Annotated in this window: 21 protein-coding genes and 1 tRNA gene; 10 read left to right on the forward strand and 12 right to left on the reverse strand. The window is 69.8% G+C overall.

Going from position 1 to position 21940, the window contains the following annotated elements; genetic code table 11:
• Both VAE46_RS06315 and VAE46_RS06320 read right to left on the reverse strand, forming a co-directional pair.
• The coding region (locus VAE46_RS06315) for an MBL fold metallo-hydrolase (protein ID WP_322796075.1) at nucleotides 1-842 on the reverse strand (842 nt) is incomplete at its 3' end.
• Nucleotides 843-927: 85 nt separating this feature from the next.
• Nucleotides 928-1003: transfer RNA gene (locus VAE46_RS06320), tRNA-Arg, on the reverse strand.
• A 102-nt stretch (nucleotides 1004-1105) separates the two neighbouring features.
• On the opposite strand from VAE46_RS06320, the gene VAE46_RS06325 reads away from it, so the two are divergent.
• The gene (locus tag VAE46_RS06325; RefSeq protein WP_322796076.1) at nucleotides 1106-2278 is read left to right on the forward strand and encodes a serine hydrolase domain-containing protein; all 1173 of its coding nucleotides are present in this window, start codon (nucleotides 1106-1108) and stop codon (nucleotides 2276-2278) included.
• Here the strand turns inward: VAE46_RS06325 and VAE46_RS06330 are convergent.
• Nucleotides 2247-3128, reverse strand: coding sequence for an enoyl-CoA hydratase-related protein (locus VAE46_RS06330; RefSeq protein WP_322796077.1), 882 nt, complete (start codon nucleotides 3126-3128; stop codon nucleotides 2247-2249). The genes VAE46_RS06325 and VAE46_RS06330 overlap by 32 nt on opposite strands.
• A 51-nt stretch (nucleotides 3129-3179) precedes the next feature.
• On the opposite strand from VAE46_RS06330, the gene VAE46_RS06335 reads away from it, so the two are divergent.
• From VAE46_RS06335 to VAE46_RS06365, 7 genes are all read left to right on the forward strand, one after another.
• On the forward strand, nucleotides 3180-4130 hold the full coding sequence (locus VAE46_RS06335; RefSeq protein ID WP_322796078.1) for a hypothetical protein: 951 nt from the start codon (nucleotides 3180-3182) through the stop codon (nucleotides 4128-4130).
• Nucleotides 4127-5002, forward strand: coding sequence for a lysophospholipid acyltransferase family protein (locus VAE46_RS06340; protein WP_322796079.1), 876 nt, complete (start codon nucleotides 4127-4129; stop codon nucleotides 5000-5002). The genes VAE46_RS06335 and VAE46_RS06340 overlap by 4 nt, the downstream gene beginning before the upstream one ends.
• Nucleotides 4989-5714: a PHP domain-containing protein gene (locus VAE46_RS06345; protein ID WP_322796080.1), complete on the forward strand. Its 726-nt coding sequence runs from the start codon at nucleotides 4989-4991 to the stop codon at nucleotides 5712-5714. Before VAE46_RS06340 ends, VAE46_RS06345 begins: the two co-directional genes overlap by 14 nt.
• On the forward strand, nucleotides 5711-6862 hold the full coding sequence (locus VAE46_RS06350) for a glycosyltransferase family 4 protein (RefSeq protein WP_322796081.1): 1152 nt from the start codon (nucleotides 5711-5713) through the stop codon (nucleotides 6860-6862). Before VAE46_RS06345 ends, VAE46_RS06350 begins: the two co-directional genes overlap by 4 nt.
• A complete protein-coding gene (locus VAE46_RS06355) occupies nucleotides 6862-7458 on the forward strand; it encodes a CDP-alcohol phosphatidyltransferase family protein (RefSeq protein WP_322796082.1) in 597 nt (198 codons plus the stop codon). The genes VAE46_RS06350 and VAE46_RS06355 overlap by 1 nt, the downstream gene beginning before the upstream one ends.
• 18 nt (nucleotides 7459-7476) lie before the next feature.
• Nucleotides 7477-8584, forward strand: a protein-coding gene (prfB, locus tag VAE46_RS06360; protein ID WP_416223948.1) for a peptide chain release factor 2 whose coding sequence is annotated in 2 segments (ribosomal slippage) — nucleotides 7477-7533 and nucleotides 7535-8584 — 1107 coding nt in all. Because the reading frame shifts where the segments join, the coding sequence is not laid out codon by codon here.
• On the forward strand, nucleotides 8581-9969 hold the full coding sequence (locus VAE46_RS06365; protein WP_322796084.1) for a peptidase MA family metallohydrolase: 1389 nt from the start codon (nucleotides 8581-8583) through the stop codon (nucleotides 9967-9969). The genes prfB and VAE46_RS06365 overlap by 4 nt, the downstream gene beginning before the upstream one ends.
• Before the next feature lie 111 nt (nucleotides 9970-10080).
• Here the strand turns inward: VAE46_RS06365 and VAE46_RS06370 are convergent, their stop codons facing one another.
• Nucleotides 10081-11265 (reverse strand): acyl-CoA dehydrogenase family protein, encoded by a 1185-nt coding sequence (locus tag VAE46_RS06370; protein ID WP_322796085.1) that lies wholly within the window; start codon nucleotides 11263-11265, stop codon nucleotides 10081-10083.
• Between the two features lie 107 nt (nucleotides 11266-11372).
• Here VAE46_RS06370 and VAE46_RS06375 point away from each other — a divergent pair, with 107 nt between their 5' ends.
• The gene (locus tag VAE46_RS06375; RefSeq protein ID WP_322796086.1) at nucleotides 11373-12551 is read left to right on the forward strand and encodes an alanine--glyoxylate aminotransferase family protein; all 1179 of its coding nucleotides are present in this window, start codon (nucleotides 11373-11375) and stop codon (nucleotides 12549-12551) included.
• Here the strand turns inward: VAE46_RS06375 and VAE46_RS06380 are convergent.
• The 8 genes from VAE46_RS06380 to VAE46_RS06415 all read right to left on the reverse strand — a co-directional run bounded on the left by VAE46_RS06380 (nucleotide 12548) and on the right by VAE46_RS06415 (nucleotide 20290).
• Nucleotides 12548-13822, reverse strand: a complete 1275-nt coding sequence (locus VAE46_RS06380) for a nucleotide sugar dehydrogenase (protein WP_322796087.1) — start codon at nucleotides 13820-13822, stop codon at nucleotides 12548-12550. The genes VAE46_RS06375 and VAE46_RS06380 overlap by 4 nt on opposite strands.
• Entirely contained in the window at nucleotides 13819-14829 is a 1011-nt protein-coding gene (locus tag VAE46_RS06385) for a Gfo/Idh/MocA family oxidoreductase (RefSeq protein ID WP_322796088.1), read from the reverse strand. Before VAE46_RS06385 ends, VAE46_RS06380 begins: the two co-directional genes overlap by 4 nt.
• A 73-nt stretch (nucleotides 14830-14902) precedes the next feature.
• On the reverse strand, nucleotides 14903-15997 hold the full coding sequence (locus VAE46_RS06390) for a DegT/DnrJ/EryC1/StrS family aminotransferase (protein ID WP_322796089.1): 1095 nt from the start codon (nucleotides 15995-15997) through the stop codon (nucleotides 14903-14905).
• Complete coding sequence (locus VAE46_RS06395) at nucleotides 15994-16605, reverse strand: acyltransferase (protein WP_322796090.1); 612 nt, start codon at nucleotides 16603-16605, stop codon at nucleotides 15994-15996. Before VAE46_RS06395 ends, VAE46_RS06390 begins: the two co-directional genes overlap by 4 nt.
• Entirely contained in the window at nucleotides 16602-18506 is a 1905-nt protein-coding gene (locus VAE46_RS06400) for a nucleoside-diphosphate sugar epimerase/dehydratase (RefSeq protein WP_322796091.1), read from the reverse strand. The genes VAE46_RS06395 and VAE46_RS06400 overlap by 4 nt, the downstream gene beginning before the upstream one ends.
• A complete protein-coding gene (locus VAE46_RS06405; RefSeq protein WP_322796092.1) occupies nucleotides 18503-19096 on the reverse strand; it encodes a sugar transferase in 594 nt (197 codons plus the stop codon). Before VAE46_RS06405 ends, VAE46_RS06400 begins: the two co-directional genes overlap by 4 nt.
• A gap of 49 nt (nucleotides 19097-19145) precedes the next feature.
• A complete protein-coding gene (gene ispF / locus VAE46_RS06410) occupies nucleotides 19146-19619 on the reverse strand; it encodes a 2-C-methyl-D-erythritol 2,4-cyclodiphosphate synthase (protein ID WP_322796093.1) in 474 nt (157 codons plus the stop codon).
• A complete protein-coding gene (locus VAE46_RS06415) occupies nucleotides 19616-20290 on the reverse strand; it encodes an IspD/TarI family cytidylyltransferase (protein ID WP_322796094.1) in 675 nt (224 codons plus the stop codon). The genes ispF and VAE46_RS06415 overlap by 4 nt, the downstream gene beginning before the upstream one ends.
• Nucleotides 20291-20399: 109 nt before the next feature.
• Between VAE46_RS06415 and VAE46_RS06420 the strand changes: the two genes are divergently transcribed.
• Nucleotides 20400-21940 (forward strand): TIGR03960 family B12-binding radical SAM protein (locus VAE46_RS06420; protein ID WP_322796095.1); only part of this gene is annotated, 1541 nt, incomplete at its 3' end.

The following is a 21940-nucleotide window of genomic DNA, read 5'->3' on the forward strand; positions in this document are numbered from 1 at the left end:
TCCAGCCGGCGGGCCCGGGCGATGAGGCGGTCGCGCTCGCGGGCGTGTTCGATCTGCCGCTGGACGGCTGCCGGCGACGGCGGGCGCCGGGGTACGCCGGGGTACGCCCGGATCCGGCCCTCCTCGGCGAGCTGCTGGAGGTGACTGCGGACGTTGTTGTCGGCGGCGCGGCGGAGGCGGGGGTCGATGTCGGGATAGAGGCGGAGCATGATCTCCCAGCTGGTGAGCGGGCCGCCGCCTTCGAGCACCTGGAGGATCTGCCGCTCGCGGATGTTGCGGTGCTCGATGTACATGCGGAGGCGTTCGCGCGGGTCGTGGACGATTTTGCCGTGGCCGGGGCAGATGACGCGGAGGTTGGGCAGTTCGAGCAGGCGCTGGAGGGTGCGGCGGTATTCGGCGAGGTTCCAGACCGTTGTGGTGGAGGAGCCGAGGAGGGTATCGCCGGTGAAGAGCACCCCTTCCTCTTCGAGGTAGAAGCAGAGCGAATCGACAGAGTGACCCGGTGTTGCGAGCACCTGGACACGGATGCCGCCATCGAGTTCGATGACCTGGCCGTCGTGAAGGAGCGTCACTTCGCGGGGGATACGGCCCTTGAGCAGGGGTTTGCCGTTGGCCGGGATGGCCACTTCGGCGCGGAGTTCCTCGCGGGCCCATTTGAGGTTGCCGCAGTGGTCCGGGTGATGGTGGGTGATGGCGGCGATGCTGATCTCTGTGCGCTCGACAGCGGCGAGGTAGCCGCGGAGGAACCACTGGTAGCGGTCGATGGCCTCGCCAGAGTCGATGGTGAGCGCCTGGCGGCCGGGGGCGCCGACGAGATAGATACACGTGTAATCGGGGTGCATCGGGTTCTCATCAGGAACGAGCGCGGCGCGGACGGAGGGGGAAATTTGCACGGCGGGCCCCGGGAAGCTGGGATACTGCGGTCGGTGGCGCCCCCGGCAGGATTCGAACCTGCGGCCAAGCGCTTAGAAGGCGCCTGCTCTGTCCCCTGAGCTACGGGGGCGCGGCAGGCTCATTGTAGCCGTGCGGAGGATGGCAGCGTGGCGGGGCGGGGGCTGCGGGCGTATGCTCCCGGCGCAAGTTTCGGGCAGCGGAGGCACAGGCAATGGCGCTGGAGCAGTACCTGGCGGCGAAGCCAGAGGACATCGGGGTTGACAGCGAGAAGCTGAAAGCGGTCTTCGCGCGGGCGAAGCGGGACGTGGACGATGGGACGCTGAAGAGCGCTCAGGTAGCGGTCGCACGGCGCGGGCGGCTGGCCGGCGTGCGCACCTTTGGGACGGTGCAGCACGAGGGCCGGGGCGAGGAGGTGCCCGCAACGAATGACACGCTCTATGCGATTTTCAGCTGCACGAAGGCCATCGTGGGGGCGGCGACCTGGGCGCTCTGCGAGGAGGGGCTGCTCGATATCGGCGAGCGGGTGGCCGAGATCATCCCGGAGTTCGGGACGAATGGGAAAGAGGGGATCACGGCCGAGCAGGTGATGCTGCATATTGCGGGGTTCCCGTATGCGCCGTTTTCGCCGCTGGACTGGGACGACCGGGAGCGGCGGCTGCAGCGGTTCGCGAGCTGGCGGCTGAACTGGGAGCCTGGGACGCGCTTCGAGTACCACGCGACGAGCGCGCACTGGGTGCTGGCGGAGATCATCGAGCGGCGGACGGGGATGGACTTCCGGCGGTATGTGCGGGAGCGGATCCTCGAGCCGGCGGGGGTGGACGAGCTGTACCTGGGGCTGCCGGCGGAGCTGAACGGGCGGGTGGCGGACGTGCGGCACCTGGCGCCGCCGACCCCGCCGCCGGGCGGATGGGGCGAGGTGACGCCGGAGGCGATCCTGGCGTTCAACCGGCCGGAGGTGCGGGCCGTGGGGGTGCCGGGCGGGGGCGGGATCGGCGGGGCGGCCCAGCTCGCGCTGTTCTACCAGGCGCTGGTGAACGGCGGGGAAGGCCCGAGCGGGAAGCGCATCCTGAAGCCGGAGACGATCGAATGGGCAACGCAGGTGCGAACCAGGGAGTACCACCGGGTGCCGATCCTGGACTACCCGGTGAACCGGGCGCTGACGGTGGTGGTGGCAGGAGACGACGGGAACATGCACCTGCGCGGCTTCGGGCGGACCTGTTCGCCGCGTGCGTTCGGGCATGGCGGCGCCGGCGGGCAGATCGGCTGGTGCGACCCGGAGACCGGCATCTCGGTCGGGTACTGCACGGAGGGCTTCCTGGACGAAATCCAGCAGGGCCGGCGGATTACGGCAATCAGCTCGCTGGCGGCGCAGTGTGCGCTGTGAGCTCTTCGGCGGAGGCGCCCCCGGCATCTGCCTGCGGCCAGAATCGCGGCTCGCGCTTTTCGAGGAGGGCGGCGACCCCTTCGCGGTATTCGGGGCCGCGCGCCATCCGGTCGAGGAGATCACGGGCGTGTTCGACCGATGCGCGGACATCGCGGTGGAGGTCGGTGTAGACCTGGCGGCGAGTTTCGCGCAGGGATGAGGGCGCGATGGCGCGGATGAGTCCGGCGGCGTACTCGTAGACCGCGGGCATGAGCGCCTCGGGCGGGAGCACCCGGTGGACAAGCCCGAGGCGCTCGGCTTCCTCGGCGAGGAAGATGCGGCTGGAGAGGAGGAGCTCCATTGCGGGAGCAAGCCCAATGAGGCGCGGGAGCAGCCAGGAGAGCCCGTACTCAGCGGGGAGGGCGAGGCGGCCGTGGGCGGTGGTGAGTTTCGCGCCGGCTGCGGCGAAGCGGATGTCGCAGAAACAGGCGAGCACAAGCCCCACGCCGGCGGCGGGGCCGTTGATCGCGGCGATGGTGGGCTTGGAGAGCCCGAAGTGGAAGGCGAAGTCGGCGTCGAACTCGGGGCGGATGCCGTAGCCGGGGTTGGGGAGCTCGGCGGGTGTGCCCGGGTCGTAGCCGCCCTTTTCGATGTGGCCTTCGAGTGCGCGGGCATCTGCACCGGCGCAGAAGCCGCGGCCGGCCCCGGTGATGACGATGGCGCGAACGGCGGGGTCGGCATCGGCCTGCTGAAGGCACCAGCGGTATTCGGTGTGCATGCGGCCGGTCCAGGCGTTGAGGCGGTCCGGGCGGTTGAGGGTGATCGTGGCGATGCCGTCGGCGACATCGAGGCGGGTGACTTTCAGGTCCATGGGGGCGATTCTAGTCGGTCCGGTAACGTGCAGGCCGGTACACTGGGAGCGATGGGGGACTCGACCGGCGCCGAGCGCACCATTGGCGGAGTTCGCGCGGGAGGTTTCGCGGCCGGCGGAGCGCTTCGTTACTGGGGCTGGAGGGCGGCCGCCGCGACCGTGGGGCGCGCCCCGCGGCCGGTGGCGTACACGGCGGCAGCGGCGATTGGCCACGGGGCCTACTGGCTGTGGCCGCGGGGCCGCCGCGCGATGCGGGAGAATTTTGCGCGCGTGCTGGGGACGCGGGAGCGGGCCGTGCTGGACCGGGCGGGTCGGCGTTCCCTGGCGGGGTATCTGCGATATGTCGTGGATTTTATGGCGCTGCAGCGTCACGGCTGGCGGCCGCCGCGGCTGGTGGGCGAAGACGCGTTCGCGCAGCTCGACCTGCTGCTGGCGCGCGGGAAGGGGGCGGTGGTGGTGTGCATGCATTATGGCAACTGGGATGCGGGCGCCGCTGCGGCCGCGGCCCGGGGCTACCCGGTAGCGGTGGTCGCGGAGAGCCTGGGCGACCCGCGGCTGGATGAGGAAGTGCTCGGGACACGCGAGCAGCTGGGGATGCAGGTGATCCGGCTGGAGCGGGCCGGGCCGTCGATGGTCCGGGCGCTGCGGCGGAACGGGCTGCTGGCGCTGCTCATCGACCGGCCGGTGCCGGGGGAAGGGGTGGCGGTGGAGTTCTTCGGCGAGCGGGTGGAAGTGCCGGCGGGCCCGGCGCGGCTGGCGCTGGCCACGGGGGCGGCACTGGTGCCGGTCGCGTTTCGGCGGCTGAATGAGGCCGGGGACGCGTTCGCCATCGACGGCGACTTTTCGATCCTGCCGTGCGACAACGGGACCGAAGCGTGCGTGCGTGAGCTGACGCAGCGGGTGATGCAGGCCCACGAGCGGTTCATCCGGGCGGAGCCGACCCAGTGGTACATGTTCCGGGAGCTGTGGACACGGCGGGAGAACGGGGCGGTGCCGGTGTGAGCCTGCGGGCGGTCTCGATGGGAGCGGCCTACCACACGGCCGGGCGAGTCCCGGGGCCGTTCTACCGGCTGGCGCCTGTGGTGGCCTGGACGGTGTGGAACCTGAACCCGGCGTGGCGGCGCCGGCTCACCCGCACGATGCTGCCGCTCTGCGAGGGCGACCGGGCTCGCGCCCGGAGGGCGGCCCGCCGGGCGCTGCAGCATGTGCTGGAGTATTACCTGGACCTGGTGACGCTGCCGCGACGCGACATGTCCCGCTTCGAGCGGGACCACCTCGAGATTTTTCACAACGAGCGGCTTGACCTGCTGCGTTCGAACGGGCCGGTGTTGCTGGTGAGTGCCCATACGGGCAACGCGGAGATGGCGATCCAGGCACTGACCTTCCGGGGGCGCTCGTTCGTGGCGCTGGTGGAGCGGCTGGAGCCGCGCGACTGGGCGGAGTATATGCTGCGGTTGCGCTCTTCGGCGGGCGGGACATTCCTCGAAGCGAATTTCGCCGGGGTGCGCTCCTGTATCGAGGCGCTGCGGCGGGGTGGGGTAGTCGGGGTGATGGGGGACCGCGACATCCAGCACACGGGGGTCTGCACCAGCTTCTTTGGGCGCAGGGTTCGCCTGCCGCGCGGACCGTGGGAGCTGGCGCGCCGGACGGGCGCGACGGTCATCCCGATTTTTTCGAGCCGGAAGCGAGGCGACCAGTTCCGGGTGTACGTGGAGGAGCCCTTCGTGGTGGAGGAGAGCGAGGACGCCGAGCGGGACATCCGGGCGGCGGTCGAACGGTACGTCGTCCTGCTGGAGCGGCACCTCCGGCGCGACCCGGGGCAGTGGGCGGTGCTGGAGGACTTCTGGAAGGTGCACGCCTGTGGGGAAGGCTGACCTCCACCTGCATTCGCGCGCGAGCGATGGGCTGGCGAGCATCGAGCAGCTGCTCGAGTACGTGGAGCACTGCACCGACCTCGATGTGATCGCGGTGACCGACCACGAGGATGTACGGGGCGGGCTGCGGGCGCAGGAGCTGGCGGCGCGCCGGGGCTACCGGTTCGAGGTCATCCCGGGGGCGGAGGTGACCACACTCCAGGGCCACGTACTTGCGCTGTTCATCGAGCGGGACCCTCCGAGCTTCCGGGGCGTAGAATTCACGCTTGGGATGATTCACGACGCGGGTGGGCTGGCGATTGCCCCGCACCCCCTGAGCTGGCTGACGCGGTCGATCGGCGAGCGGACGCTGAACACGCTGGCCGAGCGGAGCGAGGCAGGGGTTGGGTTCGACGCCATCGAGGTGGCGAACGCGAGCCCGGCGGGGCGGCGCACGGCGCAGCGGGCGGCGCGGCTCAACGCCGAGCGCTGGGGGCTGGCGACGGTGGGGAGCTCGGACGCGCACCACCTCGAGCACGTGGGCGCGGGCTGGACGGAATTCCCCGGGCGGTCGGCCGCCGACCTGCGGGCGGCGCTGCTGTCGGGGACGACGCGCGGGGCGATGCTCCCGGCCGCGAAGGCTGTGCCGGCGGGCCGGGCTGCGCTCGGTCTGGCGTGGGGCTATACGGCGACCCCGCGGAAGGCGCTGCAGATGGCGCGGAGGTGGCGGTGAAGATCGCCCTGGTGAGTCCCTACGACTGGTGCGTGGAGGGCGGCGTCAAGACGCACATCCGGCACCTGGCGGAATACTTCCGCGACTGGGGCCATGAGGTGGTGATCTTTGCGCCGGCATCGGAGCCGGAGCGGGTGCGCGACGAGATCCACGTGATGGGTCGGCCGTTCTCGATGCGGGTGAGCGGCTCGGTAGCGCGGATCACGTTCGCGTGGAAGTCGCCGGAGGTGAAGCGGGTGCTGGCGGAGCACCGGTTCGATGTGGTGCACCTGCACGAGCCGCTGATGCCGCTGCTGCCGTACCACTTCCTGCGCTATTCGCGGGCGGTGAACGTGGGGACGTTCCATGCGGCCAAGGAGGGCGGCAACCGGTTCTACGGCTACACGACGCCACTAACGCGCCGCTGGTTCCGGAAGATTGAAGGCAAGATCGCGGTGTCGCCGGCGGCGGCGAAGCTGGTGAGCCGCTACTTCCCGGGGTATTTCAATATCATCCCGAACGGGATCGATTACGGGCACTTTGCCGGGCCGGCGGAGCCGTTCCCGGAATTCATGGATGGGCGGCAGAACATCCTCTTTGTGGGCCGGCCCGAGAAGCGGAAAGGGCTGAAATACCTGCTGCGGGCCTACCTGCGCATCCGGGAGATGGAGCCGAACACGCGGCTGATCGTGGTGGGGGCGGGGGATTTCAGCCGTTATGAGCGGGTGATGGCGCCGTTCCCGGACGTGGTCTTTCGGCCGAACGTGCCCTACGCGGACCTGCCGCGGTATCACCGTAGCTCGACCGTGTTCTGCGCGCCCAATACGGGCAATGAAAGCCAGGGCTACGTGCTGCTGGAGGCGCTGGCGGCCGGCGATGCAGTGGTGGCAAGCAACATCGAGGGCTTCGCCGGGGTGATGACGCACGAGATGGAAGGGCTCCTGGTGCGACCGAAAGATCCCGAGGCGCTCGCCGCGGCGGTGGTGCGGCTGCTGCGGAATCCGATGCTGAGGGAGGAGCTGAGCGCGCGCGGCCGGGAGCTGGCCCGGCACTACAGCTGGGACAACGTGGCGCACCGGGTGCTTTGGTACTACGAGCGACTGCTCTACGAGCGGCAGCAGGTTGCCGAGACGCGCGCCCGGCGCGCAGCCCTGGCGGCGGGCCGCTGATGCCGGTCACGCTGCTGCCGACCCGCCTGCCGCAGGGGGTGCAGGACGCGATTGGGCGGGGGGTGGGACGGCTTGGCATCACCCCGAACATGATTTCGCTGACGGGCGCGGCCGGGAATGTCGGCGCGGCGTACCTGGTGACGCAGGGCTGGCTGCTGGCAGCCGGGCTGGTCTACCTGGCATTTTCGGCACTCGACCTGGTGGATGGCGCCGTGGCACGTGCGACGGGGAAGGCGAGCCCCTACGGTGCGGTGTTCGATGCCGTGCTCGACCGGCTCTCGGAGGCCGTGGTCCTGGCGGCCTGCGCGTGGTGGTTCGCGGACCGGGAGGAGCACTGGCAGGTTGCGGCGACGTTTGCGGCGCTCGTCGGGAGCGTGGCGGTGAGCTACCTGCGGGCGCGGGCGGAGGTGGAAGGGTTCGCGATGCGGGAAGGGCTGTTTCGCCGGCAGGAGCGGGTCGCGGTGCTGGGGCTGGGGCTCGTGCTGGGCTGGCTGACCGCTGCCATGGCGGTGCTGGCGGTGCTTTCGAACCTGACGGCGCTGCAGCGGTTCTGGATGCTGGCGCGTGACGTGCGCACCCTCGATCGTCGGGCGTGAGCGTGCGAGGATGGAGCTATGAACGAACTGCAGGCGCGCGCACACGAGCTTTCGGACCGTATCTCTGACCTCCTGGTGCGACTTTGACATCGCCCGGGACGAAGCTCGGATAGCTGAACTCGAACAGGAATCGGCGGCGCCCGGCTTCTGGGACGATGCGGCCCGGGCGCGGCAGGTGATGCAGGAATTGGCCCAGCGGCGCGACCGGGTGGAGTCGTGGCGCGGGCTGGAGCGCCGCGCGCGGGATGCCGCGGAGCTCATCGACCTTGCGCTGGAGGAGCGGGACGAGGCGACGGCCGAGGAGGCGGCGCGCGAACTGGACGCCATCGAGGCGGAGCTGCGCAAGCGGGAGTTCGAACTACAGCTTTCCGGCGAGTACGACGCGCGCAATGCGATCCTGGCGGTGCACGCGGGCGCGGGCGGCACGGACTCGCAGGACTGGGCCGAGATGCTGCTGCGGATGTACCTCCGCTGGGCGGAGCGGCGCGGGTTCGAGGCGCTGGTGCTGGATGTCACCGAGGGCGAAGAGGCGGGCATCAAGAGCGCGACGGTGGAGATCCGGGGGCCGTATGCCTACGGCTACCTGAAGGGCGAGCGCGGGGTGCACCGGCTGGTGCGGCTCTCCCCGTTCAACTCCGCAGCGACCCGGCAGACGAGCTTCGCGAAGGTGGAGGTGATGCCGGAGGTCGATGCGGTGGGCGAAATCGAAATCAACCCGGACGACCTGCGCATCGACGTGTTTCGCTCGAGCGGGGCCGGCGGTCAGAACGTCCAAAAGAACTCGACGGCCGTCCGGATTACCCACCTGCCGACGGGCATTGTGGTGACCTGCCAGAACGAGCGGTCGCAGGCGCAGAATAAAGAGAGCGCGCTGAAGGTGCTGCAGTCGCGGCTGCTGGAGCTGGAGCTGAACCGGCAGGAGGAGGAGAAGGCGCGGTTGAAGGGCGAGCACGTTGACGTTTCGTTTGGGAGCCAGGTCCGAAACTATGTGCTGCACCCGTATAAGCTGGTGAAGGACCTGCGCACGGGCTACGAAACCAGCGATACGACGTCGGTGCTCGACGGGGAGATCGACCCGTTCATCGAGGCGTACTTGAAGGCGCAGGTCGGGCAGGAGGTCGCATGAGGGGCCGGGCGAAGTCGGCGGTGTGGCTGGCGGTGATGACGGCCGCGCTGCTCTGGCCCGCGGGGGAGCGTGCACGGGCGGCGACGGTGTTCGAATCGCTGACGGTGGAGAACGGCTACCCGCAGACGCTGACGTTCCGGGTGACGGTACGGGCCGATGCGGACATCACGGATGCCACGCTCTACTATCGCATCAAGGGTCGCGGGGCCTCTGCGTTCGACAAGCCGGAGGAGCTCAAGCCGGGGCGGCTGGTGACGGCTGAGGTGGTGATGCAGGTGAACTCGGGACAGGTCTACATCCCGGTCGGTTCGGAGTTCACGTACTCATGGGAGGTAACCACGGCGGACGGGCAAGTGGCGCGCAGCGAGGAGCGGGAATTCCTCTACCTGCCGCCGGACCGGGAATGGAAGTCGGTTTCGAATGACTTCATGACGATGTACTACCACGGCGACCGCGAGACGCTGGCGCGGGCCTACCTGGATGCCGGGCAGGACACGTACGAACGCATCGGCAGGCAGCTCTACGGCGTCACGCTGACGACGCTGCCGGTGAAGGTCATCCTGTTCGCGAGCGAGGCGGAGATGACCCCGGCGCGGCCGGGCTCGGGCGGGCGGTTCGATGCGGCGGTAACGACCTGCGGGACGAAGGTGACGAACGACATCCTGCTGATGAACCCGACGCCCTGCGGCTCGACGGATCGGACGGACACGCTGCGGCATGAGCTGGGGCACATCCTGAACGACGTGGCCGGGCAGGGCACGCTGGCCAAGCTGCCGGCGTGGATGGACGAGGGCGCGGCGGTTTACGCGCAGAGTTCGCCGGGGGATTATGAAGGCGCCTTCCGGGCAGCGGTGCGGGCTGACCGGCTGATCCCCTTCAACCAGATGACGGTCCCGACGAGCAACCCGCAGCTGGTCGGGGTGTTCTACGGGCAGGCCTACTTCATGGTGAAGTTCCTGATCGACCGGGAGGGCCCGGCCCGGTTCGCGGAGCTGATGCGGACCATCAAGTCCGGGACGCGGTTCGACCAGGCGATCGAGCGGGTGTACGGGCTTTCGATGGCGGAATTCGAAGACGCCTTCCGGGCGGAGCACGGGCTGGCGCCGCGGTCGCAGCCGACGGCGGCGCCCACTGCCGCACCCACCCAGCGCCCACAGCAGACGCAGCCGACGGCGACGCCCACCCGGGCGGCGGCTCAGCAGGCGAGCGACGGCGGCGGCGATGCCGGGCTCGACCGGGGGATGGTGCTTATCTTCGGGGTGGCCGTGCTGCTGGCGCTGGCGGGCGTGTTCAGCTGGCTGGTTTCGATGATGCTGGCGAACCGGCGCGAGCAGGGCGGCGGCGGAGCGGGTCCGGGGGCGGCCGGCGGCCCCCCGGCGGGCTGAGCCCGGCCAGCGCGTCCCGGTCGGCCCGGGGTTTCCGGGGTACGCAGACAACGAAAGGGCCGCCCCCTCGCGAGGGCGGCCCTGCTGGTTTGGCGATCGAGGCCGGATGCTTCAGGCGCGCGGGAGCCCGAGGCCGCGGGTAGCGATGATGTTGCGCTGGATCTCGCTCGTGCCGCCCTCGATGGTGTTGGCGATCGAGCGGAGGTACATGTACTTGATGCGGCCGCGCATGGGCGGGGTGGGGCCGGCGGTCTTCGCGTCGAGCTGGCCGTAGAGGCCGAGGACCTTCATGCCGGTGCGGTAGATGCGCTGGTTCAGCTCGGTGCCGTAGAGCTTGGCGACCGCGGCCTCATGGCCGGGGGCGACGCCCTCCTTGGCCTGGATGGACACGATCTTGAAGCTCATCATCTGGGCGACGCCGGCTTCGACGTAGCGCTCGACGAGCTCGTGGCGGATGGCCGGGTTGTGGGCGAGGGTGCTCTGGCCGTTGGTGGTGTTCTCGCGGGCGAACTTGATGAGGTCCTCGACGGCCTGGCGGGCGCCGACGGAGCCGCCGATGTTGGACCGCTCGAAGGAGAGGGTCGTCTGGGCGAGATACCAGCCGCGGTTCTCCTCGCCGATGATGTTTTCGCGGGGGACGCGGACGTCTTCGAAGAAGACCTCGTTGAACTCGTGGGTGTAGGCGGCATTGATGAGCGGGCGCACGGTGACGCCCGGTGACTTCATATCGACGATGAAGTAGGTGATGCCGCGATGCTTGGGGGCATCGGGGTCGGTGCGGGCGAGGAGGATCATCCACTTGGCGAGGTGCCCGCCGGAGGTCCAGATCTTCTGGCCGTTGATGATGTAGTCGTCGCCATCGCGGACGGCGCGGGTCTGGAGGGAGGCGAGGTCGGAGCCGGCGCCGGGTTCGGAGTAGCCCTGGCACCAGATGTCCTCGCCGCTAAGGATGCCGGGGAGGTACTTCTTCTTCTGCTCTTCGGTGCCGTGGACGATGAGGGTGGGGCCGGCGAAGCCGACGGCGATGCCGCCCGGCCGGGGGAGGCGGGCCTCGGCGAGCTCCCAGTTGAAGATGAACTGCTCCATGACGGAGAGGCCGGCGCCGCCGTACTCCTTCGGCCAGGCAGGGGCGATCCAGCGGCGGGCGGCGAGGGCCTTGGTCCACTCTTTGCTGCCGCCGAAGAAGCCGCGCTCGCCGTCGTCATCGCGCTGGCGGGCCTTGTGGCCTTCTTCGGCGATGAACTTGCGGACTTCGGCGCGGAACGCGGCCTCCTCCGGGGTGTCTCGGAAGTCCATGGGGTACCTCGGTGTTCGGGATGTGCCCTGATTGTACACGCGTGTCGAAACTGGCGCTGCGAGCGCGGCGGGCGACGGTTGGGGCGGCGGCCGATAGGATACGCGGCATGGCGACGACTTCTTCCCTGCAACCACCGACGCGCGTGCTGATGGGCCCGGGCCCGAGCGGGGCGAACCCGCGGGTGCTGGCGGCGATGACGAAGCCGCTGCTGGGCCACCTCGACCCGGACTTCCTGCGGGTGATGGACCGCTGCCGGGAGATGCTGCGGCGGGTGATGGTGACCGAGAACCAGGTCACGCTGGCCACGCCGGGGACGGGCACGAGCGGGATGGAAGCCGGCGTGATGAACGTGGTGGAGCCCGGCGACCGGGTGGTGGTGGGGATTTGCGGGTACTTCGGCGAGCGGATCGCGCAGATGGCCGAGCGGGCAGGCGGGGTGGTCACACGGGTGCAGTCCCCGTGGGGCGAACCGGTCGACGCGGCGGCGGTTGAGGCAGCGATCAGGGCGGCGGGCAAGGTGAAGCTGCTGGCGATCGTCCATGCAGAAACTTCGACCGGCGCTGAGACGCCGGTCGAGCCGTTCGCGCGCATCGCCCGCGAGGCCGGGGCGCTGCTGCTGGTGGACTGCGTGACCTCGCTCGGCGGGGTGCCAGTGCGGGTCGATGACTGGGGCGCCGACGTGGTGTATTCGGGGACGCAGAAGTGCCTGAGCGCGCCGCCGGGGGCGGCGCCGATCACGCTGTCGGCGCGGGCGTGGGAGGCAGTGCGTGCGCGAGAGACGCCGGTCAATACCTGGTACCTCGACCTTGGACTGCTCGAGGCGTACTGGGATGAGCGCCGGGTGTACCACCACACGGCACCGATTTCGATGGTGTATGCGCTGCACGAGGCGCTGGCCCTGGTCCTGGAGGAGGGGCTCGAGGCACGCTGGGCCCGGCACGAGCGAAACGGAAGAGCGCTGCAGGCCGGGCTGGAGGCGCTTGGGCTGACGCTGCATGCGCAGGCGGGGTATCGTCTGCCGGTGCTGACGACGGTGCGCATCCCCGAGGGGGTGGAGGATGCCGCAGTGCGAGGCGCGCTGCTCAACCGGTTCGGGATCGAAATCGGCGGGGGACTCGGCGAGCTGCGCGGCAGGGTGTGGCGCATCGGGCTGATGGGCGAGAGCTCGACAGCGGGGAACGTGCTGCTGTTGCTGAATGCGCTGGGCCGGCTGTTGCGGGAGCAGGGGTTCCCGGCGGACATCCGGGCCGCCGTCAGTGCTGCTTCAGAGCGGCTGCGGAGCTAAAGCCAGGGCGTCGGGGGACGGCCAACGCCGAGGTAGCGGGCGCCGGCGGCCTCGACCGCGGACCGGTCGAGGGCGTTGCGGGCGTCGACAATGATGGGCGCGAGTCTGCCCCATTCGAGCCCGGCGTAGGATGCGTGATAGCTGTGGACGATGGCCGCGTCGTAGCGGGGCAGGGGCTCAGGGGCGCGTTCGAAGCCGAGCGATGCGATGCCTTCCGGGCTGAGGAGCGGGTCGTGGCCGTGGACGGCGGCGCCGAGGGCTTCGAGCTCGCGCTTGAGGTCGAGGGCGTTGGTGTGGAAGGTGACGGCCACGTTGGGGCGGAAGGTGAGGCCGAGCACGAGCACACGGCGCCCTTCGAGCCCGCCGAGGAGTGCGGCGAGGCGGCGGACGACGTAGCCGGGCATGGCGTCGTTGACGGCGCGGCCCAGGGCGGAAAGGGCGCTCGGGCCTTCGCCCTGCATGAGGAAGCGGGGGTAGACGGGGATGCAGTGACCGCCGACGCCGGTGCCGGGGACGTGGATGTGGGAATAGGGCTGGGAGTTCGCGGCGCGGATGACCTCTTCGATATCGAGGCCGTGGACATCGGCGACCATGGCGAGCTCGTTGGCGAGGGCGATATTGAGGTCGCGGTAGGCACCCTCGGCGAGCTTGGAGAGTTCGGCGGCCTCGGCGGAGGAGAGGAGGATGACCTCGCCACCGAAGGTCTGGCGGTAGAAATCGGCCGCGAGCTCGCCGCCGCGGGGGTCGACGCCGCCGACGATCTTGGGGTATTTCGTCAGGTCTTCGATGACGCGGCCCATAAGCAGGCGCTCGGGGCTGAAGGCGACGTGGAGGTCGTGCCCGAGCCGGCGGCCGGCGGCTTCGAGGCGGGGAACGAGGACGCGGCGTGTGGTGCCGACGGGCAGGGTGGTATCGAAGATGCAGAGGGCGCCGGGCTGGAGCGCGCCGGCGACAGTCTCGGCGGCGGCGAGGAGGTGGGAGAGGTCGGCGCGGCCTTCGGGGTCGATGTCGACGCGGACGGCGAAGAGAATCACCTGCGCGGACGCGACGGCTCCCCGGGTGTCGGTGGTGGCGCGGAAGGTGCCGTCGGCGATGACACGTGCGAGCAGCTCTCCGAGACCGGCCTCATCGGGGAGGGGGTTTTTGGCGAGGTTGATGCGCTGGACATGGGCGGCATCGATATCGCAGCCGGTGACCCGGTGGCCGCGGGAGGCGATGGTGACCGCGAGCGGGAGGCCGATCCGGCCGATGCCGACGACGGCGACGTTCATGGAAGGCGCGAGACCTCGGCAAGGTCGACGGGCTGGCCGGATTGCCCCGAGCGGACGAGGGCCTCGGCGATGGCGAGGGCGGCCATGCCGTCGCTGGCGGGAACGGGCGGCGGGCCGCCGGCGAGGATGGCATCGCGGAAGGCTTCGAGCTCAACGCGCAGCGGTTCGCGGTTCGGGATGGGGTAGCGCGTCATGGGGCCTTCGGTGACGGAGGCGTAGACGCCATCGCGCGCCGCCGCGGCGTAGTTTTCGTAGAAGCAGAGGACCTGGGCGGCGTAGTCGACGGTGAACATGCCTTTTTCGCAGAGGATGGTGAGGGTGCGCTCCTTGGTGGGGGTGAGCCAGTTGATATCGAGGAGGCCCATGGCGCCGTTGCGGAAGGTGAGCATGCCGGCGAAGAGGTCTTCGTTGTCGGTGGCGATGTGGGCGCGGGATTCGGCGTAAACGCGCACGACTTCGTCGTCGAGGAGGTAGCGCATGATGTCGATGTCGTGCGGACCGAGGTCGTGGATGACGCCGACATCGCGGATGCGGTGGGGGAAGGGTCCGACGCGGCGGGCGCGCAGCTGGAGGACGCGGCCGCCCTGCCCTTCGCGGAGGCGGCGCGCGAGTTCACGGATGGCGGGGTTAAAGCGCTCGATGTGGCCGACGGTGAGGAGCACGCCGGCATCCTCGGCGGCGCGGGCGATGCGCGCGGCAGCTTCGAGGGTGGCGGCGATGGGCTTTTCGACGAGCACGTGGGCGCCGGCTTCGATGCAGGCGACAGCGACCTCCTCATGGAGGCCGGTGGGGACGACCACGGAGACGAAATCGGGGCGGCTCTCGGCGAGGAGGGCCGAGGTGCTGGCGAAGCCGGGGATGCTGCGGCCAGCAATGGCGCGCTGCACGCGCTCGGGGTCGGGGTCGGCGACGGCGACGAGTTCGACGCCGGGAGTATCGGCGAGGACGCGGACGTGGTTGGCTCCCATGGAGCCGAGTCCGATGACGGCGGCGCGGAGGGTGCTCACGGGTTCGAGGGTACCGCCGGAAGGTGGAAGGTGGAAGGTGGAAGGTGGGAGGTGGGAGGTTGGAGGTGGGAGGTTAGGGGCGGAGGCGGTTGAGGGTTTCGGCGATGTAGTCGACGTCCTCGGGCGAGAGGGCGGGGTGGACGGGCAGGGAGAGCACGTGCTGCGCTGCGGCCTCGGCGTTGGGTAGCGAGACATCGCCAAAGCCGAGCTCGCGGATGATGGGCTGCTGATGGATGGGGATGGGGTAGTGCACGGCGGTGCCGATGCCGGCTTCGTGGAGCTGCTGCTGGAGCGCATCGCGGCCGGAGGGGACGCGGATGGTGTACTGGTGGAAGACGTGGCGGTCGCCGGGGCGGACGCGCGGGGTTTCGACGCCGCGGAGCTGGCTCGAGAGGCGCTCGGCGTTGGCGATGCGGGCGCGCGTCCAGTCCTCGAGCTGCTCCAGCTGGGCGAGTCCGATGGCAGCGTTGAGGTCCTGCATCCGCCAGTTGAGGCCGAAGAGGTCGTGGCGGTAGCGGACCTCCTGGCCATGGCTGCGGATGATTCGGGCGCGGCGGGCGACCTCATCGTCGTTGGTGGTGATGATGCCGCCTTCGCCGGTGGTCATGTTCTTGGTGGGGTAGAAGCTGAAGCAGCCGGTGCCGAAGGTGCCGACGCGGCGGCCCTGGTGCTCGGCGCCGTGGGCCTGTGCGGCATCCTCGATGAGGGCGAGGCCGAAGTCCTCGGCGAGTTCGGCCAGTTCGGCGATGCGGGCCGGGTGACCGTAGAGATGGACCGGGAGGATGGCGCGGGTGCGCTCGGTGATGGCGTCCTCGACGAGGGCGGGGTCGAGGTTGAGGTCGAAGGGGTCGATATCAATGAACACCGGCCTGGCGCCGCAGGCGATGATGGAGGTGGCGGTCGCGATGAAGCTGAACGGGGTGGTAATGACCTCATCGCCGGGGCCGATACCGTGGGCCTGGAGGGCAACGATGAGGGCGGCGGTGCCGCTGTTGACCGCGATGGCGTGCCGTGCACCGACGTATTCGGCGAAGCGGGCCTCGAAGGCCTCGGTGCGGGGCCCCATGGCGAGCTGGCCGGATTCGAGGACCTCCATGACGGCGGCTTTTTCGCGCTCGCCGACCTGGGGGCGGGCGACAGGGATGAAGGGGCGGTTGACGGCGGTCATGCGGGCTCCGTGGCGGGGATCGGTTCGAGGATGGGGGCGCCCTCGCCGGCGAGGCGGTAGGCGCGGTGACAGGCGGGGCAGCGGAGGTCGGAGGCGAGCGGGCGGGCGCAGACGCAGGCCCAGCCGACCTGGCGGGCGGGGTTCCCGGCGACGAGGGCATGGTCGGGGACATCCCGGGTGACCACGGAGCCGGCGGCGACGAGCGCCCAGCGGCCGATGGTGAGCCCCGGGAGGATGACCGAGCGGGCGCCGATGGCGGCGCCGTATCGGACGACGGAGCCGGAGAGCTCCCAATCGCTGGCGCCCTTGAGGGTGCCGTCGGGATTGATGGCCCGCGGGTAGCGGTCGTTGGTGAAGACGACTTCGGGGCCGACGAAGACGCCATCCTCGAGGGTGTTGCCTTCGTAAACGCAGGAGTAGTTCTGAACCTTGCAGTTGGCGCCAATGGCGACCCCGGCGCCGACGTAGACGCCTTTGCCGATGATGCTGCCGGCGCCGATGGAGGCGCGCTCGCGGACCTGCGCGTGGTGCCAGACGCTGGCGCCGGGGCCGATGACAGCGGCGGGGCTAACCTCTGCGGTGGGATGGATGCGGGGCTCGGCGGTCATGAGGGGAGGGCTTCGCTTTCTGGCTCGTCGGCGGACTCGGCATCGCGCGAGAAGCGGCGGGCGACGAGGTGGATGCGGCGGCGCACCTCCTCGGGGTCGCCCCACATGACATCGCGGATCTCTTCGATGAGCCGGGTGATTTCGCGTTCGGTAACTTCGACCGAGGCGGTGAGGCGCATGACCTTCGGGTGGCCGGTTGGGGCCATGCGTTCGAAATCGGCGACGAGCTCTTCGCGGAGCTTCTCGCCCGGGCGCGGGCCGGTGAAGACGACTTCGATGTCTTCGCCGGGGCGGAGGCCGCGGAGGCGGATCATGCGCTCGGCGAGTTCGAGGATGTTGATCTCCTCGCCCATATCGAGCATGTAGATTTCGCCGTTGCCGCCGAACGCCCCGGCCTGAATGACGAGCGAGACGGCCTCGGGGATCGAGATGAAGTAGCGCTGCATCTCCGGGTGCATGACGGTGACGGGGCCGCCGCGCTCGATCTGCTTCATGAAGGTGGGCACCACCGAGCCGCGGGACCCCATGACGTTGCCGAAGCGCACGGCGGCGAAGCCGGTGCGGGCGGATTCGCGGGCGAGGGCGAGGATGAGCAGCTCGGCGATGCGCTTGGTGGCGCCCATGACGCTGCTGGGGCGCACGGCCTTATCGGTTGAAATGAGGACGAACATGCCGGCGCCGAATTCGCGGGCGGCGCGGGCGCAGTGGAGGGTGCCGAGGACGTTGACGCGAAAGGCCTCGGCGGGGTGCTCCTCCATGAGCGGGACGTGCTTGAGGGCGGCTGCGTGGTAGACGAGGCCGGGCCGGGCGCGGCTGAAGATTTCGCGGACGCGGGGCTCGTCGGTGATGCTGGCGACCCAGAGCCGGATGGTCGTTTCCGGTGAGATGCCGGCGAGTTCGAGGCTGAGGTCGTGCAGGCCGGTCTCGTTGTTGTCGACGAGGTGGAGTTCGCGCGGGCGGAAGGTGAGCACCTGCCGGCAGAGCTCGGAGCCGATCGAGCCGGCGGCGCCGGTGACGAGGACGACGCGGTCTTTGACCGACTGGCTGCAGGCGGCGAAATCGACCTGGACCGGCTCGCGGCCGAGGAGGTCATCGAGCGTGATTTCGCGCAGGGCATCGTGGCCGTGGCCAAGCACCCAGTTATCGACACCCGGGACGATGCGGACGGGGATGTTGAGCCGCTGGCAGGTGGCGACGATGCGGCGGACAAGGTGGCCGGGGGGCCTATCGAGGGCGATGGCGACGACCTCGGCGTCCATGCGCCGGGCGACCTGCTCGAGCTCGTCGATGGTGCCGTGCACTTTGAGCCCGTGGATGCGGTGGTGGAGCCGGCGAGGGTCGTCGTCGACGTAGCCGACGGGCTGGTAGGGGAGCTCGGGGTTGGCCTGGAGTTCGCGGGCGAGGAGCTGACCGGTGTTGCCGGCACCCACGATGAGGAGGCGGCGTTCGCTGGTGCCGACCCACGGCAGGCGGACGAGCAGGCGGGTGCGCATCTTGACCACGGCCATGCCGGGGAAGGCGAGGGCGCCGGTGATGAGGATGACCGAGAGGGGCAGGACGCGTTCTTCGAACCAGAACGCGACGGCGAAGATGAGCATCGTGACGAGAAAGACCGGGCGGAAGAGGCCGATGATGTCGCCGATGCTGCCGTAGGTCCAGACGGTTCGGTACACCCCGAAGAGGAGGTTCCCGGCGACGTAGGCGGCGGCGATGAGGGGGAAGATGCGCGCGACGAATTCGGCGTTGCGGCGCGGGACCTCGGCATCGAAGCGGAGGAGCAGGGCGCAGGCGAGGGCAACACCAACCACGGCGACATCGAGGGCGATGGCCAGCAGGGTGGAGAGGGGGTCGCCGGGGGCGAGCCGGCGGAGGGCGGCAAGCGGGGAGGATGGACGGTTCACCGGGCGCCACTCCCGCGGATTACTGCCAGTACTGTCTTCAGGAGGATGGCGATATCGGTGCGGAGTGAGTGGTCATCCACGTAGGCGAGATCGTAGGTAACGGTTTCGTCATAGGTCAAATCCGAACGGCCGTTGAGCTGGGCGAGGCCGGCGATGCCGGGGAGCACCTCGTGGCGGCGGTGGTAGTGCGGCGGGTACTGCGCGACGATCTCCGGGATCTCGGGGCGCGGCCCGACGAGGCTCATCTCGCCGCGGAGGACGTTGATGAGGTTGGGGAGCTCGTCGATGGACGTCTTGCGGAAGAAGGCGCCGAACCGGGTGATGCGCGGGTTGGGGCGGTCGGGCGGGGAGAAGACGAAGGTAGAGAAGTCGTCGACCCGGTACTGTTCGGTCTCGCCGGGCCGGGGGTGGCGCATGGTGCGGAGCTTGATCATGGTGAACGGGCGGCCGCGGAGGCCGATGCGCCGCTGGAGGAAGAACGGGTTGCCGCGGAGTTCGATTGCGAGGATGGCCGTCGCGACCAGCATGATCGGCAGCCAGAGCGGCAGCGTAACCAGGGTCAGCGTGACATCGAAGAGGCGCTTGCCCACGTTTCCAGCCTAGCCGGGGCCACCGGTACGGGCACCGGTGGCGGGGCAGTCACTGTTCGAGGAGGACCACGGCGATAGCGGCCATGGCCTCGCCGCGGCCCACGGCATCGAGGCCTTCGCCCGACTTGGCCTTCACGCTGACCGCCCCGGGTTCGATGCCGCAGATCTCGGCGATGCGGGCGCGGATGTGGGGGAGGTAGGGCGCCAGGCGAGGTCGCTCGGCCCGGACGGTGGCATCGATATTGACGAGGCTCCAGCCGGCCTCGCGCGCGAGGCGGAGGGCGGTGCGGAGAAAATCGGCGCTATCGGCGTGGGCGTAGCGAGGGTCGCTCGGGGGGAAATAGTGGCCGATATCGCCAAGAGCCGCGGCGCCGAGGACGGCATCGGTGATGGCGTGGAGCAGGACGTCGGCATCGGAGTGGCCGCGGAGGCCCGGGCCTTCTTCGATGATGACGCCGCCGAGGACGAGGGTGCGGGCGTCGTCCGTGGGGTGGAGGTCTTCGCCGATACCGATGCGATTCATGGGCTTCCCTGGCGCTGCGCGAGGATGAGTCGGGCGATTTCGAGGTCGAGTGGGCGGGTGAGTTTGAGGTTTTCGGGCGTGGACTGGACAACCGCGCACTCGAGGCCGAGCCGGCTGAGCATGGCGGCGTCGTCGGTTTCATCGTTGTCGCTCATGGCGGCGGCATCGAGCCAGGCCTGGCGGAGGACCACCTGGGGCGTCTGGGCGGCCCACAGCCGGGAACGGTCGGGGTGGCCGGTGATGACGCCGTCCGCCACCTCTTTGATGGTGTCGGTGACGGGGATCGCGGCGATCGCGCCGGGACGGCCCCCGGCGGCGGCGATGACGGCCTCGATGAGGGCCGCGGTGACCAGGGAGCGGGCGCCGTCGTGGATGGCGACGTAGCGGGTCGAGCAGGCGCGCAGGCCGGCCTCGACGCTGTCGCGGCGGCGGGGGCCGCCGGGGACGACGCGGTAGCAGGCCCGGGGGCAGGCATCGCGGGCGATGGCTTCGAACTCCTGCTCGCGGCCGGGGGCGGCCACGATGACGAGACAGCCGAGGTCGCGCACGGCTCCGAAGGCAGCCAGCGACCAGGCGATGGCCGGCCGGCCGAGGAGGTCGGCGGTGAGCTTGTCGGCGGGTCCGAAGCGGGTCGACGCGCCGGCGGCGACGATGACGGCATCGGTGGGCACGGGGAGAGGCTACCGCATCGGAGTAGTGCGGTCAGGGGGCGGGGAGGGAGCAAGCTGCTACCATGGAATCCTGCCTGCGGTGTCGCTCACCCACTGCAAGGAGGTATCCATGACGACGGTGCAGATCGACCATCTGCTGGCGCGCGTTTCGAAGCCTGCCCGCTATACGGGCGGCGAATGGAATTCGGTGACGAAGGACTGGGCCGCAGCGCCGGTCCGCTTTGTGCTGGCCTACCCGGACGCCTACGACGTTGGGATGTCGAACATGGGGCTGGGCATCCTGTACGACATCCTGAACCGGATGGAGGACGTGGCCTGCGAGCGCGTCTTCGCACCCTGGGACGACATGGAGGCGGAGATGCGGCGGGAGGGGGTACTGCTCTGGAGCCTGGAGACGCGGCACCGGGTGAAGGATTTCGACGTCCTCGGCTTCACGTTCCAGTACGAGATGACGTACACGAACGTGCTCAACATGCTTGACCTCGCGGGCATCCCGGTGTTTTCGAAGGACCGGGGCGAGGACGACCCGCTGGTCATCGCGGGCGGGAGCGGCGCGTTCAACCCGGAGCCGATGGCGCTGTTCATCGATGCGTTCGTGCTGGGCGAGGGCGAGGATGCGGTGGTCGAGCTGGCCGAACTGGTGCGCACGTGGAAGCGCGAAGGCACGCCGCGCGCGCAACGGCTGCGCGACCTGCTGCGCGTGCCGGGCGTGTACGTGCCGGCGTTCTATGAGGCGCGGTACGACGAGGCGGGGCATTTCGCGGCGCTGGAGCCGACGGTGGCGGAGGCGCCGCGCGTCATCCGGCGGCGCATTGTGGAGCGGCTGCCGGAGCCGCTGGTGCGGCCGATCGTGCCGTTCCTGCAAACGGTGCATGACCGCGCGGCGGTGGAGATCCAGCGCGGCTGCACGCAGGGGTGCCGCTTCTGCCAGGCGGGGATGATCTACCGGCCAACGCGCGAGCGGACCCCGGCGGAGGTGGTGGAAGCGGCCCGGCGGCTCATGGAAAACACGGGCTACGACGAGCTTTCACTGCTCTCGCTGAGCACGACGGACCACAGCGAGATCGTCCCGATGGTCCGTGCGCTGACGGAGCAGTTCCCGAATTTGAAGGTGAGCCTGCCCAGCACGCGCGTCGATACGTTTTCGGTCGATGTGGCGAACGCGGTGGCGAAGGGGAAGAAGCATACGCTGACGCTGGCTCCGGAGGCAGGTTCGCAGCGGCTGCGCAACGCAATCAATAAGCTGGTGAGCGACGCCGACCTGCTGGGCGCGGCGGAGAACGCGTTCCAGCGCGGCTGGACGGGCATCAAGATGTACTTCATGGTCGGGCTGCCGACCGAGACGATGGAGGATGTGGCGGGGATCGTGGAGCTCGGCCGGCAGGTGAAGGCGATCGGGAAGAAGTACGTCGGCGGGCGCGCCCGGGTGCGGGTGAGCACGAGCAATCTGGTGCCGAAACCGCACACGCCGTTCCAGTGGGCGCGGCAGGACACGGCGGAAGAGCTGGAGCCGAAGCACTTCCTGCTGAAGGATGGCTGCAGGGCCGCGGGCGTAGAGTTCAGCTGGAATGACCCGCGCGACAGCTTCATCGAGGCGGTACTTTCGCGCGGGGACCGGCGGGTGGCGGAGGCGGTGTACGCGGCCTGGCG

The sequence above is a fragment of the Tepidiforma sp. genome (assembly GCF_034433535.1).
Lineage (GTDB): Bacteria > Chloroflexota > Dehalococcoidia > Tepidiformales > Tepidiformaceae > Tepidiforma.

Bases quoted from the DNA above. Each gene is read 5' to 3' on its own strand.
- VAE46_RS06325 (WP_322796076.1), top strand. From the start codon at position 1,106: ATGGCGCTGGAGCAGTACCTGGCGGCGAAGCCAGAGGACATCGGGGTT.
- VAE46_RS06330 (WP_322796077.1), bottom strand. From the start codon at position 3,128: ATGGACCTGAAAGTCACCCGCCTCGATGTCGCCGACGGCATCGCCACG.
- VAE46_RS06335 (WP_322796078.1), top strand. From the start codon at position 3,180: ATGGGGGACTCGACCGGCGCCGAGCGCACCATTGGCGGAGTTCGCGCG.
- VAE46_RS06355 (WP_322796082.1), top strand. From the start codon at position 6,862: ATGCCGGTCACGCTGCTGCCGACCCGCCTGCCGCAGGGGGTGCAGGAC.
- VAE46_RS06365 (WP_322796084.1), top strand. From the start codon at position 8,581: ATGAGGGGCCGGGCGAAGTCGGCGGTGTGGCTGGCGGTGATGACGGCC.
- VAE46_RS06370 (WP_322796085.1), bottom strand. From the start codon at position 11,265: ATGGACTTCCGAGACACCCCGGAGGAGGCCGCGTTCCGCGCCGAAGTC.
- VAE46_RS06375 (WP_322796086.1), top strand. From the start codon at position 11,373: ATGGCGACGACTTCTTCCCTGCAACCACCGACGCGCGTGCTGATGGGC.
- VAE46_RS06380 (WP_322796087.1), bottom strand. From the start codon at position 13,822: ATGAACGTCGCCGTCGTCGGCATCGGCCGGATCGGCCTCCCGCTCGCG.
- VAE46_RS06390 (WP_322796089.1), bottom strand. From the start codon at position 15,997: ATGACCGCCGTCAACCGCCCCTTCATCCCTGTCGCCCGCCCCCAGGTC.
- VAE46_RS06395 (WP_322796090.1), bottom strand. From the start codon at position 16,605: ATGACCGCCGAGCCCCGCATCCATCCCACCGCAGAGGTTAGCCCCGCC.
- ispF (WP_322796093.1), bottom strand. From the start codon at position 19,619: ATGAATCGCATCGGTATCGGCGAAGACCTCCACCCCACGGACGACGCC.